Annotated in this window: 10 protein-coding genes and 1 pseudogene; 9 read left to right on the top strand and 2 right to left on the bottom strand. The window is 63.9% G+C overall.

From position 1 onward, the window contains the following. The 8 genes and pseudogenes from JX325_RS17950 to JX325_RS18425 form a co-directional block, all read left to right on the top strand. Positions 1-418 (top strand): annotated as a pseudogene (locus tag JX325_RS17950) (DNA polymerase III subunit gamma/tau); the annotation flags it as partial. Positions 419-432: 14 nt separating this feature from the next. Next, positions 433-801, top strand: coding sequence for a YbaB/EbfC family nucleoid-associated protein (locus JX325_RS05385; protein ID WP_204790138.1), 369 nt, complete (start codon positions 433-435; stop codon positions 799-801). Positions 802-850: 49 nt separating this feature from the next. Next, a complete protein-coding gene (locus tag JX325_RS05380; RefSeq protein WP_204790137.1) occupies positions 851-2617 on the top strand; it encodes a DUF4127 family protein in 1767 nt (588 codons plus the stop codon). 1037 nt (positions 2618-3654) lie between these two features. Next, positions 3655-4767, top strand: coding sequence for an FAD:protein FMN transferase (locus tag JX325_RS05375; RefSeq protein WP_204790136.1), 1113 nt, complete (start codon positions 3655-3657; stop codon positions 4765-4767). Further along, positions 4764-5162: a NusG domain II-containing protein gene (locus JX325_RS05370; protein WP_204790135.1), complete on the top strand. Its 399-nt coding sequence runs from the start codon at positions 4764-4766 to the stop codon at positions 5160-5162. The genes JX325_RS05375 and JX325_RS05370 overlap by 4 nt, the downstream gene beginning before the upstream one ends. 10 nt (positions 5163-5172) lie before the next feature. Further along, positions 5173-5688 carry a Gx transporter family protein gene (locus JX325_RS05365; RefSeq protein ID WP_204790134.1) on the top strand — a complete coding sequence of 172 codons (516 nt, stop codon included), beginning with the start codon at positions 5173-5175 and terminating at the stop codon, positions 5686-5688. Between the two features lie 5 nt (positions 5689-5693). Continuing rightward, positions 5694-6791: an AAA family ATPase gene (locus JX325_RS05360; RefSeq protein WP_204790133.1), complete on the top strand. Its 1098-nt coding sequence runs from the start codon at positions 5694-5696 to the stop codon at positions 6789-6791. Between the two features lie 2121 nt (positions 6792-8912). Then, on the top strand, positions 8913-10628 hold the full coding sequence (locus JX325_RS18425; RefSeq protein WP_204790132.1) for an S-layer homology domain-containing protein: 1716 nt from the start codon (positions 8913-8915) through the stop codon (positions 10626-10628). Between the two features lie 247 nt (positions 10629-10875). On the opposite strand, the gene nifJ is transcribed toward JX325_RS18425, so the two are convergent. Both nifJ and JX325_RS18640 read right to left on the bottom strand, forming a co-directional pair. Then, positions 10876-14541 (bottom strand): pyruvate:ferredoxin (flavodoxin) oxidoreductase, encoded by a 3666-nt coding sequence (nifJ, locus tag JX325_RS05350; protein ID WP_204790131.1) that lies wholly within the window; start codon positions 14539-14541, stop codon positions 10876-10878. Between the two features lie 4 nt (positions 14542-14545). Beyond that, entirely contained in the window at positions 14546-15097 is a 552-nt protein-coding gene (locus tag JX325_RS18640) for a helix-turn-helix domain-containing protein (protein WP_374220589.1), read from the bottom strand. A gap of 250 nt (positions 15098-15347) precedes the next feature. Here JX325_RS18640 and JX325_RS05340 point away from each other — a divergent pair. After that, positions 15348-16123, top strand: a 776-nt coding sequence (locus JX325_RS05340; RefSeq protein ID WP_204790130.1) for a magnesium chelatase domain-containing protein, incomplete at its 3' end; no start/stop codon positions are given.

Raw genomic sequence — 16123 nt, 5'->3', positions numbered from 1 at the left:
ACCCGAGGCTCCGCTGCTCCCGCCGGAGCCTCCGAAGCCCTTCTCAGCGCCCCAGGCCCCGGCGGCCCCCGCCGCTGGAAACGCCCCTGCCAGAGCGGTGGACGGCGGCTGGTGGCGGACCCNGGCGGAGAACTGCAAGAACCGCCTCTCCCCCATGTACCGGCCCTTCCTGGGCATGTGCTCCGGCTTTTTGGAGGGGGACCTGCTGACGGTCTGCGCCCCGGACGACCTGACCCTGGGCCGCCTGGACAACGACCGGGTCCGGGAGATCCTGGAGCAGGAGGCGGAGGCCCTCACCGGCAGCCCGGTGCGGCTCATACTCCGCACCGGGGAGGCCCCGAAGTCCTCCCCGGAGGAGAACCTGAAAAATCTGGTGGCCTTTGGCCGGCAGTTTGACAACATTGAAATCACAGAATAAAGGAGAAGATCACCATGGGATACAGCGCCCGCCGCGGATTCACCAGNGGCAATATGAAAGCCACCGGCGCCCAGCGCCAGGCTGCCGTCCAGCAGCAGATCGCCCAGATGCAGGAGGCCATGAACGCCGCCCAGACGGAGGTGGAAAACCGCTCCTTCACCGCCAGCGTGGGCGGCGGGGCTGTGGAGGCCGTGGCCAGCGGCAAGAAGGAATTGACCTCCCTCACCATCAAGCCCGAGGCGGTGGACCCGGAGGACGTGGAGATGCTTCAGGATCTGGTGGTCNCCGCCGTCAACGAGGCCCTGCGCCAGGCCGGGGACGCCATGGACAAGGCCATGGACAGCATCACCGGCGGNCTGAACCTGGGGGGCCTGGGACTTTGAGCGGGAAGGACGGGGCCGTGACGGCTCCGTCCTTTTTTAAGGAGGTTTTATGAAACGAGTGAAACGCCTTTGGGCGGCAGTCCTGGCTCTGGTCCTGCTGGCGGGCTGCGCCCCCGGACGGACGGAACCCCTGCCCTATCCGGAGCCCGCCGCCTCCGAGCCGGGGAAGACCATCGCCTATGTCCCCCTGGACGACCGACCGGACAACGTGGAGCGGGTGGTGTATCTGGCGGAATCGCTGGGGTATGCCCTGGCGATGCCGGAGAAGGTCCTGTACCGCACGGCCCTGGACGGCCAGCCGAAAAACTTTGACAGCCTCCAGCGGGGAGAACCCTGGAGCCTTTACACCTGGGTGCTGGAGCAGGAGGCGGCGGGGTGCGACCGCTATATTCTCTCTCTGGATCAGCTCCACTCCGGGGGGCTGGTGGCTTCCCGGTCTATGACCGGNTACGACATCGAGCTNCCNGGCGGCGGGNNCNNNCAGGTGCACTCCATGCTGGAGCAGCTTTTGACGGCCCTCTCCNCCGACGANAACAATNTCGTCTGGCTGCTGGATTCCGTCATGCGGCTGGCCCCCACCGTGGGCTATGAGGGCGGAACCCTGGAAGACTACAATGCCATCCGGGCTTTCGGCACGCTGCCCCGAAGGACACTGGAGGGGGACGCTCTGAATCTGGAGGCCATTGGTGAGAGTTACTGGTGGGGACCCAATGGGGAAAGCCTCCGTTCGCAGACAAAGGAGGACGGCACCTATGAGACCGCCCTCCGGCACGTGCGGTCCCGGGGGCGGAAAATGACGCTCTCTTATGTGGTGCAGGATACGCTGANCAAACCCGGTTNNNAAAACTTCCNGCTGTTAANCGGCATCGACGACTCGTCCTTAGAGGACTGCATCCAAAAGAACGAAATCGCTTTTCTCCGGCAGGGTCTTCGGACCGGGGAGGACGGGCGGCAATGGGACTGGCTCCTCTCCGGGGTGGACGATCTGGCCTTCAAGGCCGTGGCCCGGCTGTATCTGGACGAGACGGGCTGGACGGGGGCGCGGACGGCGGTCACTTACCTCGGCGGAACGGAGGACCGGCCCGCCTGTGAGTACGACTTCCAGCCCCTGACGGAAATCATGGAAGAACACCTGGCCTTCTTCGATTTGCGGGAGGCCGACACTGCGGAGCTGCAAATTCTGGTACTGACCCAACCGGAGGACCCGGACCAAATGAACGCTTACCGCAAACATCTCATAGAGGCCCTGCGGGACTACAGGAAGGCCCGGCGGCCCGCCATCCTCATCGACGCCAGCAACGGGACCTATGGCACGGCAGTCTATGAGGCGCTGACCAGGGACACGGAACTGGGATACCTCACCGCCTACTCCGGGATGCTGGACATGGCCATCGTCACCGGCACCGCCCTGAGCCACGGCGTTGCCCGGTACGCCGTTTTAAAAAACGGGGGCGGCACCGACGCCTGTGACCGGGCCTGGGCCCGTACTTTGGCGGACAGCATCCTGAAGGACTTCTGCTACAAGGGCGTGGTGCGGAACGAACTGCTCGGCTATATCCGAAACGACCTGGGCGGGGACCCCAACAACTTCTGGGCCCCGGACCTGGACCGGAAGGACCTGCTCCAGCGCCTGGAAGAAGGTATGAAAAAAGAGACTTCCGCCGCAATCAAAAACCTGGAGCGGAGCCGTCTTATCACGTCGCTGGAACCCTATGCGGAAAAAAACTGGGGCGGCATCGCCCTGGAGAACTACCGCTTCCCCTGGGACCGGGCCTTTGAGATCGGCATGGACATCCGGCTGGGGGAATTCCAGTGAAGGCCCCAAAGAGCGCAAAAAGCCCGCCGTCCGCNGACGGCGGGCTTTTTATAATCCCGCAGGAAACCGTACTTTACAGCTGCTTCACCGTGTAATACACCGCCAGGGNAAAGACCACAACGNCCAAGNNCCACATGGCGTAGTACGCCACGGCGGCGCTGAACAGCCCCAGCACCACCGCCGCGGCGGAAAGCCCGGTGGCGGCGTAAATGGGCAGCAGATCCGCGTCCGGGGGAAGCAGATTCCCAAGCTTCTTGTTTTTCGNCAGNTAGCACAGTCCCGCCAGCAGCAGCACGTACACCACCGCCAGCGCCTTCACAGGCAGGCCCAGCGTCANGNGATTGAAGAGGCGGCGGCACATCCACAAAAGGATCAGGGTTCCGCTCAGGGCCGTCATGGCCACGGAGCACTCCCGGTCGTAGAAGGCCCAAATGACCGTCAGAACCATGGTCACCGGCACCACCACGCTGAGAAGCGTCACGGCAGACTCGAAATACAGGCGGATGAGCATACTGCCGCCGCCGAAGAACACACCCAGGCCGATCAGGCNCCAGCCGATGCGGCGCTTGNNNTGGTCGGCCTTCCNAAGTACGCNTNANNCCACNCCCNGNACNAGCGCCGCCGCCCCCAGGCCCGCGAAAATCAGCAGCCGGTTATGCCAGGGCAAGGCCTCGGTCACCACGTCGCCGTGGATGTAATACCTGCGCAGAACCAAAAGGTATACCTCCGCCAGACAGGCCGCAAGAAAGAAGATGGTCGCGCCATACAGGGCATTATCCCGCTTCTGGGGCTTTCCGTTCGGATTCTTTGCCATTTATCAAGACCTCCAAGGTGTTTTTTCTTTCAAAAATACCCGGCGGAAACGCTCTCCGCCGACATGCTTAAATAGTATAGCAGACTTTTCTTCCTTTTGCAAGGCCCTTCCCGCCAGGTTTTNTNTTTTTTCGCCTAACTTTNNCTTTTTCNTTGAGAAGCGGCCCCGGCCGTGCTATACTATCNATATNGAAATNNCNATNAGANGGATAAAGAGGTTTANTATGAAACGACTCACCGCATATGTTTTACTGACGGTCCTGTTCCTCTCGGGCTGCGGCNCGCANATGAGNCCGGACGAGGCCCAGGAGAGCATCCAGGTCATCGCCATGGACACCGCCATGCTCATCACCACCTACGGGGAGCGCTCCCCCGCCGCCGCCTACGCCTGCGAGGACGTCATACGGGACCTGGAGGCCAAGCTCTCCCGGACCGTGGAGGACAGCGAAGTCTCCCGCCTCAACGCCGCCGGGGGGGATGCTGTGGAGATTGNCTGGGATGCCTNTTCCCTTTTGGAGCGGGCCGCCGCTTACAGCTCCTCCACCGGTGGGGCCTTCGATATCACGGTGGCCCCGGTGGTCTCCGCCTGGGGCTTCACGGAGGACAGCTTCCGCGTCCCCTCTCAAGCGGAGCTGGACCGGCTTCTCCCCCTGGTAGACAGTTCCCAGGTCTCNGTTACGCCCTCCCTTGATTCCAACGGGGACGGACCCAAGGCCATGGTCACCCTGGGTCCCGGCCAGGCCATCGACCTGGGGGGCCTGGCCAAGGGCTACGCCGCCGACAAAATCGTGGGGGTCCTTCGGGAACACGACGTGCCCCGGGCCAACATCAACCTGGGCGGCAACGTGCTGGCCTATGGCGGCCGGCCCGACGGCACCCCTTGGCGGGTGGCCATTCAGGATCCGGCCCGGGTGGGCGAGCAGGACGCCTTCGCCGGAGTGCTGGCGCTGACGGATTCCTTTGCCGTCACCTCCGGGGGCTACCAGCGGTATNTCGAACAGGATGGGAAAACCTATCATCATATTATCGACCCCGCCACGGGATACCCGGCGGACAGCGGCCTGACCTCCGTCACCGTTGTCGCCGCCCTTGCAGAGGGGGACGGCAGCGGCTTCCCCGGCACCATGTGCGACGCCTATTCTACCGCCCTCTTTATCATGGGGGAGGAACGGGNTCTGGCCTNCTGGCGGGACGAAATGATGTGGGGCGAAGAGGGCTGTCCTTTTGACCTGGTGCTGGTGACAGAGGACGGCCGGGTTGTCGTCACGGAGGGGCTGGCGGACCGCTTCACCCTGGACGAGAGCAGCGGGTATACCCTTGAGGTGGTCTCCCCATGAGGCCGTCCCCCAAGCTCCACCCCACGGCCTGGGACGCACTGGTAGTCCTCTGCGTGGCGGCGCTGGCCGTCGCCCTGGCCCTGTTCCAGTGGCGGGGCGGAACCTCCCAAGGGCTGACGGCGGTGGTTTCCGTGGACGGTACGGAAATCNACCGGGTTTCTCTGGAGGACGCCGCCGGAGAGAAAACCTATCAGGCCGGGGCTTACACCCTGACGGTGGAATACGCCGCCGGAAGCGCCCGGGTGCGGACCTCTAAATGCCCTACCCAGGACTGCGTTCACACCGGGGTTGTGTCTCGGGGCGGGCAGAGCATTGTCTGCCTCCCCGCCCGGATCGTCATTCGCCTGGAGGGCGGCGCGCCGGCCCCGGACGCGGTGGACGCGGTCTTAGGTTAGGAGGCGCGGGATGAAGCTGACAACAAAACAACNGACCCTCTGCGCCCTGCTGACGGCTATGGCCCTGGCGCTGAGCTATCTGGAAAATCTCTTTCCCCTCTCCCTGGCCATCCCCGTTCCCGGCGTGAAGCTGGGCCTTGCCAACATCGTCACGGTGTTCGCGCTCTACGCCCTGGGGCCGGGGGAGGCGCTTTTGATTCTGCTGGCCCGGTGCTTTCTGGGCGCCCTTTTTGCCGGGAACATGAACGCTCTTGTCTTCTCCCTGCTGGGGGCCTTAAGCGCCCTGGGGACCATGGTCCTCNTCTCCCGGCGGCGGGCGCTTTCCATTTACGGCGTATCCGTAGGCGGCGCGGCGGCCCANAACTGCGGGCAAATCGCCGCCGCCCTGCTGACCCTGGGCAGTACCGCTCCCCTCTATTATCTGCCCGTTTTGCTGGCGGTATCCCTGCTTACCGGCGGACTGACCGGGCTGGCCTCCGCCTGCCTGTTCCGGGGACTCCGGCACACCGACTTGATGAAAGGCTGACGCGTATGGACAAGAAGGACAAAAAGGACGAAATCATCCTCCAGCAGCTGGAGGTCATCCAGACCCTGACGGAGCACAACCTCCGCCGGATGGGAACGGATTTCTGGGGCTCCCCTCTGACCCCAGAGGTCAAAACGCCGGAGGCCCCATCCCAGGATGCCCCCAAATCCCCGGCCTCCTCCCAAGGGAAGCCCGACGCCCCGGAGGCCCCCCAGACCGCAGGCGCGCGTACCGAGCCCCAGGAGGAGGCTCCTCCGCCGGAGAAGCTGGAGGATCTGCAAAAGGAGCTGGACGGCTACATCGGCCTTGCCGCCGTAAAAAAGGAGGTCCGAAACCTTATTGATTTGGTAAAGGTCCACCAGCTCCGGGAGAAAAACGGACTGCCGGTGACGGAGCTGTCCCTCCACATGGTCTTCTCCGGCAGTCCCGGCACCGGAAAAACCACCATCGCCCGGCTGATGGCCCGGATCTTCCACTCCCTGGGCATCCTCTCCAAGGGGCAGCTGGTGGAGGTGGACCGGGCCGGGCTGGTGGCGGGCTACGTGGGCCAGACGGCGCTGAAGACCAGAAAGGCCGTGGAAAAGGCCCTGGGGGGCGTGCTGTTCATCGACGAGGCCTATGCCCTGAACGGCTCCTCGGGGAACGACTTCGGCCAGGAGGCCATCGACACCATCCTCAAGGCCATGGAGGACCACCGGGACGACCTGGTGGTCATCGCCGCCGGATACGACGATNTGATGGATCGCTTTATTCACTCCAACCCCGGTCTGGAATCCCGCTTCAACCGCTTTTTGCACTTCGAGGACTACACGCCGGAGGAGCTGCTGGCCATCTNCAAGATGCGCTGTGAGAAGGGCTGCTATGAGCTGGAGGAGGACGCCGAGGGTTTTGTCCGGGACTTCCTCCGGGAGGAGAACCGGGACCCGGAGTCCTTCGGCAACGCCCGGGGGGTGCGGAATGTCTTTGAGCGGATCTTAGTCTGCCAGGCCAGCCGCCTGGCGGGACAGGAAACCGTTACCCGGGAGGACCTTATGCGTCTGACGGCGGCGGACGTGGAGGCCGCGCGGGACGGAGAACACCTTGACCCCCTTGGAGGCCTATGATGAAAAATCTTCTCTGCCTGCTGCTGGCCCTGGCCCTGTGCTCCGGGCCGGCGGCCTCGGCGGTAAAGTGGGCGTCTCCCGCTTCCGCCCATCCAGCGGTGCATTATGACGACATGCTCCCCGTCACCGCCTTCGACGAGACGGCCCTGCTCTCCGCCCTGAAGGAATTGGAAAGCACCTGTTCCCGCCACAGCCGGGACCGGGGAAGCCGGGAGACCCGCCGCCGGGTCCAGGCCCTCTATGAACAGATCCTGGAGGAGACGGACCTGCTGGCCACCCTGGCCAACCTCAGCGCCATCCAGTACGACGCCGGCGGCGGAGCTCCGGAGGAGGCGGCGCTGTACCTGGAGCTCTCCGCCCAGNAGNCCCGGCTTANCAGCCGCTGCTATCAGGCCCTGGCCGTAATGGCCGCCTCTCCCTACGGCGATATCCTGGACGCGGACGCCGGGGAGGGTGCGGCGGACAGCCTCATGGGCTACCGGGGACTGACGGAGGAGGAAGCCGCCCTCTACGAGGAGGAGGACCGGCTGATCCAGACCTACGACCAGATTATGGAACAGGGCGTTCCCGTCCTGGCGGAGGGCCGTATCTGGACGGCGGAGTCTCTGGAGTCCGCCGGGGTGGACGGGGAGACCTATGAGGCCGTCAGCCAGGCCCTGGCGGAAGAGCGGTACCGGGCCGCCGGGGAGGTTTACCTCCAACTGGTCCGCCTGCGGGCGGAGCAGGCCCAGGGGGCGGGCTATGACGATTACGCCGAATACGCCTACGAGGCCCTCTACACCCGGGACTACGGTCTGGAGGACGCCGCGGACCTCCACCGGCTGGCAAAGCGGTACATCCTCCCCCTCCAGCTGCGTCTGCTGGAGGAAACCAGCGAACAGGAGCTCCGGGCCCTCAGCGTGCGGAGCCGCATGGACGGCGAGGAGGTGCTGGATGCCATTCAGCCCTTCGCGGAGGGCTTTGACCGGGAGATGGGAGAGACCTTCCGCTTCCTGCGGGACCACCACCTCTACGACATCGAGTACGGCGAGGCCAAGCTGCCCACCGGCTACACCGTGGCCCTGCCCGCCTACGGCAGCGCGTTTATTTTCAACAGCCCTTACGGCGACTATCAGGATCTCAGCGACACGGTGCATGAGTTCGGCCACTTCTTCGAGACCTTCCACTGTGCCCAGCACGACCTTTGGACGGACTTCAACATCGACGTGGGAGAAATTCACTCTCAGGCTTTGGAGCTGATCTTTGCCGGGCAGGCGGAGGAGCTCNNCGGAGAGCGGTACGGAGAAGCCTACCGGAACGCGGTGCTCTACAACATTCTGGATTCCATTTTGGACGGCTGTCTTTACGACGAGTTTCAAACGGCGGCCTACCAAAACCCGGAGATGACCGCAGAGGAGCTGAACCGGCTTTTCAAGGCTTTGTCGGAGGACTACGGCTATTCCTACGGCCCCGGCGTGGACGCGGACCCCGCCTGGGTGGAGAACGCCCACAACTTCCAAAATCCCCTGTACTTCATCAGCTACGCCACCTCCGCCCTCTCCGCCCTGGACCTGTGGTTTCTCTACCTGGACCGTCCCCGGGAGGCCAAGGAAACCTACCTGGAGCTCTCCGCCCTGTCCCTCTCCATGCCTTACATGGCGGCTGTGGAGGAGGCGGGTCTCCGGGACATCTTCGAGCCGGAGACCGTCCCCGCCCTGTCGGAGACGCTGGAGGAGTATCTGGACGGCAGGCCCATCTCTTACGGCGAACAGCAGGGCGGCACGGCGGGGCGCTTTGAGGAAATTCTCCTGATTCTCTGCTTTGTTCTTGTAGCCCTGGGGGCTGTGCTCCGCCTCCGGCGCGCCCAGCGGCAGCGGGCAGAGCGCCGCCGCCGGGACGCCAACGACCCCTGGCCTTCCCAGGAGAGGCGGGAGACCTTCCGCCGGAGCGGGCCGGACCCCTGGTCCGGTCAAGATAAAAAGCCCCCTTGGGAGCTGTAGCTTTACGGGACCGCCTGTTTCAGGCGGTCCCTTTTTTGAAGAATTTTCCCCGCCTGTTTCGTTTTAACATTTAGGGCTTGACTTTGGCTGGCCTCTGGTGTATCATTGTATTATTGAACTAGTGAAATGGAGGGCGATTTTTATGAAACCTTGGAGCAATCTTTTTTGGCGGGCCGCAGGGCTGTGCCTCGTGGCGCTGCTGGTGGTCCCGGCTCTGGCGGCGGAGCCGCTGAGCGCCGGGCAGCGGCAGGAGGACCTGGACTTTCTCTATGAGACGGTCCTGGTGGAACACCACCCGGACGCCTTCGCCAACACGCCGGAGGCGGAATTTTTAGAGGTGAAGGCAGAGATCGAGGGGCGGCTGGCGGCGGAGACGGATACGGAGTTTCTGCTGGACCTGATGCGCCTGACGGCCCTGGTGGGGGATTCCCACACCAGCGTGTCCTTGGGAGGCCTGGCGGATTTCCGGGGCTATCCCTTCTCCCTGGTCCGGCGGGGGGAGAGCTGGTATCTCTCCGCCGCGGCCCCGGAGGACGAGGACCTGCTGTGCCAGGAGGTCACGCTTCTGGCGGGAAAGCCGGTGGAGGAGGTCATCGAGGCTTACGGAACCCTGTTTGCCTCCGACAACCCGGTGCACCTCCGCCGGTCCTTCCGGCAGGCCTGCAACGTGGCGGACATTTATGAATACCTGGGCCTTGTAGAGGCCGGGAAGCCCCTGACCGTCACGCTGAAAGGCGGGAAGGCCCTCAGCCTGGCGCCTGTGGGCATGAAGGAGATGAACAAGCTGGAGATCGTGCGCATCTCCGACAAAATCAAGGGCCAGCCGGAGACGGCGGCGGCGGACGCCTACTACTTCGCCAAGCCCCTGACGGAAGACGCGTACTACATTCAGTACAACACCTGCCGGGAGGCGGAGGACCTTCCCATGGAGGATTTCGCCGCCCTGGTGGCAAAGGATTTGAAAGCGGGGGACTACAGCCGGGTCCTGCTGGACCTGCGGAACAACGGCGGCGGGTCCGACGGGGTGATCTGGCCCCTGTTTGAGGTCCTGCGGGAGGCCATGGACGGCGGGGCGAAGCTGGTGGGCCTCATCGGGGAGGCCACTTTCTCCTCCGCCCTCATCAACGCCGTGGAAATTCAGGAGATGGGCGGCGTGCTGGCCGGAGAGCCCGCCGGGGGCAGCGTCTGCCACTTCGGCGCGGTACAGACCTTCTCCCTGCCGAATTCCAAGGTCCGGGGCCAGCTCTCCAGCAAGTACCTGGATTTGAACACTCTGCTGGACGCGGCGGCGGGAAGGGGCGTGGTGGCCCTGGAGCCGGACGTTTTGGTGTACCAAACCCTGGAGGACACGCTGAAGGGCAAGGACACCCTGGCGGACTGGTGCCTTGCCGCCCCGGATCAGAAGCTGGTCCCCGCTGTCCACGACAACGCGCCCCTGACCCGGGGACGGTTCATCGGCCAGCTTTATGAGGCGGCAGGAAGCCCGGATGTGGAAATCGGGGAGGAGCTTCCTTTCAAAGACAGCTTCGGCATTGAATGGTACCTCCCTGCCATGGCCTGGGCCAAGGAGCAGGGCATCGCCAAGGGCGGCGCGGAGGGAACCTTCTCCGCCTCCAGGCCCCTGACCTGGAAAGAAGCCGCCGTATTCCTGGGCCGGACGGCGGAGGCGCTGGACCTGAAACCGGACCCGGCGGCAAAGCGGATGGGCCCCGTCCCGGCGGCGCTGGGCGGAAGCCAGGACGCGGTGACCCNGGCCTGGGACCTGGGGCTGCTTCCGGCGGAAGCGGACTTCACCGGAGGGCTCACCCGGAGCCAGGGAGAGAATCTGGCGGAGGCTCTGAAAGCCCTGACCGCTTGAGAACAGAGGCGGAAAACGGCCCAACCTGGACAGCCCCCAAAGAAAGAGGACCACGGGCAAAGCCCGTGGTCCTCTCTTGTTGAAAATTCTACCGACGCCCGTCCCCCGTCCCCCCGCAGGGAGTGGGGGTTGCTCAAGGGGGAGCCTGCTCCCCCTTGAAAAGAGGCGGAGCAAGGGAGCGGGCGCAGTTCTCGCCAGAGGCCGCAGGCCGGCGGCGGGAACGGAGCTTAGCGGACTTTGCGACGCCTCAGGCGTACATTTCCTTCAGCTTCAGCAGGTGCTGATAGCGGTCCATGGCCGCCTTCTCGTNGCGCTGGANCAGCTCGCTGGCCCGGTCGGGGAACTCGCGGGTCAGGCGGCTGTAACGGGCCTCGTTCATCAGGAACTCCTGATACCCGCCGGCGGGCTCCTTGGAATCCAGGGTGAACTTGGCGCCTTCGGCGGCGGGGTTGAAGCGGAACANGTTCCAGTAGCCGCACTCCACGGCCTTCTTCNTTTCCGCCTGGCAGTTCATCATGCCGCCCTTGATGCTGTGCATCTCGCAGGGGGAGTAGGCGATGATCAGGGACGGGCCGGGATAGGCCTCGGCCTCCTGGATGGCCTTGAGGGTCTGGGCGGGGTTGGCGCCCATGGCCACCTGGGCCACGTAGATATAGCCGTAGCTCATGGCGATTTCCGCCAGGGACTTTTTCTTGATCTCCTTACCGGCGGCGGCGAACTGGGCCACCTGGCCGATGTTGGAGGCCTTGGAGGCCTGGCCGCCGGTGTTGGAGTAGACCTCGGTGTCGAAGACAAAGATGTTGACGTCGTTTCCGGAGGCCAGGACGTGGTCCACGCCGCCGAAGCCGATGTCATAGGCCCAGCCGTCGCCGCCGAAGATCCACAGGGACTTCTTGGAGAGGTACTCCTTGTCCTTGAGAATCTCCAGGCAGAGCTTGCAGGCGTCACAGTCACAGTGCTTCGCGCCGCTGTCCTTGAGCTCCTTGGCGTGGGCNTGGAACTGGGGCAGCTGGTCGCCGAAGACCTTGGCCGCGTCGGGGCTGCTGGTGAAGGCCACGATATCGTCCACGGTCATGACGCTCTCTTCCAGGAGCTTCACATATTCCTTGGTGGCTTCCGCGTTGGCCTTGCCGTCTTCCATGGTGTCCAGCCACTTCTGGGCGGCGTNCTTCAGGCCCTGATAGGCGTGAGGCACCGCGATCAGCTGCTTGGTCAGGTCCGCCAGACGGTCGCGGATGGCCTTCTGACCCAGATACATGCCCAGGCCGTGCTCGGCGTTGTCCTCGAACAGGGAGTTGGACCAGGCGGGGCCGNGGCCGTCCGCGTTGGTGCAGTAGGGAGAGGTAGCNGCAGGACCGCCCCAGATGGAGGAGCAGCCGGTNGCGTTGGAGATATACATCCGGTCACCGAAGAGCTGGGTGACGAGACGGGCATAGCTGGTCTCGGCGCAGCCGGCGCAGGAGCCGGAGAACTCGAGGAGGGGCTTGTGGAACTGGCTGCCGGGCACCGTNTTGTCCTGNAGATCCTTCTTCTCGGTNACCNCGGCCACGCAGTAGTTGGAGACCTCCTGCTGCTTGGCCTCCTGCTCCTGGGCNACCATCTTCAGGGCCTTCTCGCCCTTGCGGCCCGGGCAGACGCCCACGCACACGCCGCAGCCCATGCAGTCCAGGGGAGACACGGCGATGGTAAACTTGTAGCCCTTGCCCTTTCCGGTTTTGTCGATGACCTTGGCGGCGGCGGGGAGCTTGGCGGCTTCCTCCTCCGTCATGGCGAAGGGACGGATGGTGGCATGGGGGCAGACATAGGCGCACTGGTTGCACTGGATGCAGTTCTCGGGCATCCAGGTGGGAACGGAGACGGCCACGCCGCGCTTTTCATAGGCGGCGGCGCCCAGCTCGAACTGGCCGTCGGCGTGCTTGACGAAGGCGGAGACGGGGAGGCTGTCGCCGTCCATCTTGCCCACGGGGTTCAGGATGGTCTTGACCTGCTCCACCAGCTCCGGCTTGCCGGTCAGCGTGGTGGTGTCGGGGGTATCCTGAGCGTCGGCCCAGTCGGCGGGAACCTCGAACTTCTTATAAGCCGTGGCTCCGGCGTCGATGGCCTTGTNGTTCATATCCACCACGTCCTGGCCCTTTTTCNGGTAGGAGTGGGTGGCGGCGTCCTTCATATACTGGATGGCCTCGGCCTCGGGCATGACCTTCGCCAGGGAGAAGAAGGCGGACTGAAGGATGGTGTTGGTCCGCTTGCCAATGCCGATTTCTTTCGCCAGGTCGATGGCGTTGATGGTGTAGACCTGGATGTTATTTTGGGCGATATACCGTTTCGCCACGGCGGGCATGTGCTTGTTGACTTCCTCGTCGCTCCACTGGCAGTTGATCAGGAAGGTGCCGCCGGGCTTCACGTCCCGGACCATGGGGAAGGCCTTGACGATATAGGCGGGCACATGGCAGGCCACGAAGTCGGCCTTGTTGATATAATAAGGACCACGGATGGGCTGATCGCCGAAGCGCAGGTGGCTGACGGTGACGCCGCCGGTTTTCTTGGAGTCGTACTGGAAGTAGGCCTGGACGTATTTGTCCGTGTGGNCGCCGATGATCTTGATGGAGTTTTTGTTGGCGCCCACGGTTCCGTCGCCGCCGAGACCCCAGAATTTGCACTCGATGGTGCCCTCCGCCGCGGTGTTGGGGGCGGGCTTCTCCTCCAGGCTCAGGTGGGTCACGTCGTCCACGATGCCGNTGGTGNANTGNCGCTTGGGCTCCGCCTTGGTCAGCTCCTCATAGACGGCGAAGACGCTGCGGGGCGGGGTGTCCTTGCTGCCCAGGCCATAGCGGCCGCCGATGACGGTGATGTCCGTCNGGCCGNCGTTGGCGAGAGANGCCACCACGTCCACGTACAGGGGCTCGCCCAGGGAGCCGGGCTCCTTGGTGCGGTCCAGCACGGCGATCTTCTTGCAGGTGGCGGGGATGGCGGAAATCAGCTTGTCGGCGCGCCAGGGGCGGTACAGACGGACCTTGATAAGGCCCACCTTTTCGCCGTGGGCGTTCATATAGTCGATGACTTCCTCGGCCACGTCACAGATGGAGCCCATGGCGATGATGACCCGATCCGCGTCGGGAGCGCCGTAGTAGTTGAAGAGCTGGTAGTCAGTGCCCAGCTTCTCGTTGACCTTGCCCATATACTTTTCGACGACGTCGGGCAGGGCGTCGTAATAGGGGTTGCAGGCCTCGCGGTGCTGGAAGAAGATGTCGCCGTTCTCGTGAGAGCCCCGCATGTTGGGCCGCTCGGGGTTCAGCGCGTGCTTGCGGAAGGCGTCCACGGCGTCCATGTCGCACATTTCCTTCAGGTCGTCGTAATCCCACACGGCGACCTTCTGAATCTCGTGGGAGGTGCGGAAGCCGTCGAAGAAGTTCACGAAGGGAACCCGGCCCTCAATGGAGGCCAGATGGGCCACGGGACCCAGGTCCATGACCTCCTGGACGTTGCCCTCGCAGAGCATGGCGAAGCCCGTCTGGCGGCAGGCCATGACGTCGNAGTGGTCGCCGAAGATGTTCAGCGCGTGGCTGGACACGGTACGGGCGGACACATGGAACACGCAGGGCAGCAGCTCGCCGGCGATCTTGTACATGTTGGGGATCATCAGCAGCAGGCCCTGAGAGGCGGTGTAGGTGGTGGTCATCNCGCCGGTGGCCAGNGAGCCGTGGACGGTGCCGGAGGCGCCGGCCTCGGACTGCATCTCGCAGACCTTCACGGTGGTGCCGAAGATGTTTTTCTGACCGGCGGCGGACCACTGGTCGACCAAGTCTGCCATGGGCGAAGACGGGGTGATGGGGTAAATGCCCGCCACCTCGGTAAACGCGTAGCTGACATATGCCGCCGCGTTGTTGCCGTCCATGGACTTGAACTTTCTTGCCATANACTTANCTCCTGTAAATTTGCCGCCCGGGGACGGCAATCTCTCCAAGACAGGGGACCGAAGCATTCTCTTGCCGGACCCCATGCGGTTCCATTATAACACGGCTGTTTCCCGGTGTAAACCGCCGCTTTGTTATTTTTTGCACAAATTTTCCCAGGGATTCTTGGCGGGCAAACGATTCNGCNTACCAGACGAATACCGCGTGGAGAAAGAAATTCACCAGCAGGGTCAGTACAATCCCCGCCGCCGTCCCCGCGCCAATCAGCCACCACTTAAAAATCCGCTTCGCCTTGTTCACGTCCTGGTAAATGGAGTCCAGCTTTTCGCTGTTCCAATTCTTTTCCCGGACCTCCTGCACATCCACATCCCGAACCAGCGCGTCCAGCGTCAAGCCGAAGTAATCACTCAGAAGCACTAATCGCTGGAAGTCGGGATAAGACTGGGNGGACTCCCATTTGGATACTGTCTGCCGGGATACATGCAGCTCTGCTCCCAGTTCCTCTTGGGACAAGCCCCTGCTTTTCCGCAGGTCAATCAGTTTTTCGTTGAAATTCATGTTGCAGTCCTCCTTATATTGACGGGCCGTTCAGGCCGGGACCAGCATCTCNCGTTTCAAAACGTTCCGCAACCAACTTCTGTTGGAATTTTGTCAACTTCACTTAACATCAACACAATTTCTCCCGTTCTCCCAGCGGAAAATTCCCGTCCTCCTCATTCTCCGCTTTCCATTTCCCCCAATCTGTGGTATCATGATCCCACAGAAACACAGCGGCGCTCCGCCGCTCCGCTTGCGGGAGGTAAGTCTTATGGTGGTCACGGTGCGTTCCCTTGGCTTAAACGGCGTCTCCGGCTACGAGGTCAGCGCCGAGTGCTTTCTCTCCGGCGGGCTCCCCGCCTTCGACGTGGTGGGCCTGCCGGACGCCGCCGTGCGGGAGGCCCGGGAGCGGGTCCGGGCGGCGGTGAAGAACTGCGGGGCCAAGTTCCCCGTCAGCCGCATCACCGTAAACCTGGCCCCGGCGGGGCAGAAGAAGGCGGGGACCCTCTACGACCTGCCCATCTTCGTGGGCCTCCTGGCGGCAAANGGCGACTTGCCGGAGCCCCCGGCGGACGCGGCGTTTGTGGGGGAGCTGTCCCTGTCCGGGACCCTGCGGAGTGTGGCGGGGGTTCTCCCCATGGCCCTGTCGGCGGAGCGGGCGGGGGTGCGGCAGCTCTTCGTCCCGGCGGGCAACGCCGCCGAGGCGACGCTTGCCGGGGGGCTGACGGTCTACGGCGTGGAGGATGTGGCGTCCCTGACGGCCCACCTCCGGGGGGAGAAGCCCCTCTCCCCCGCCCCGGCCTGGACGCCGGGAGAGGACGAGGCTGGCCTTTTGGACCTCCGGGACGTGATGGGCCAGGAGAACGTGAAGCGGGCCCTGGAAATCGCCGCCGCCGGGGGGCACAACCTTTTGATGATCGGCTCTCCCGGGGCGGGGAAATCCATGCTGGCAAAACGCCTGCCCTCCATCCTGCCGGACATGAGCCGGGAGGAGGCCCTGGCGGCCTCCGGCGTGTGGTCCGTGGCGGGGCTGGCGGACCCGGCGCA

The sequence above is a fragment of the Oscillibacter sp. CU971 genome (genome assembly GCF_905219725.1).
In the GTDB taxonomy this organism is placed as follows: domain Bacteria; phylum Bacillota; class Clostridia; order Oscillospirales; family Oscillospiraceae; genus Oscillibacter.
The sequence above is the reverse complement of the archived record's forward strand: the minus strand, read 5'-3'. Positions and strand labels throughout refer to the sequence as shown.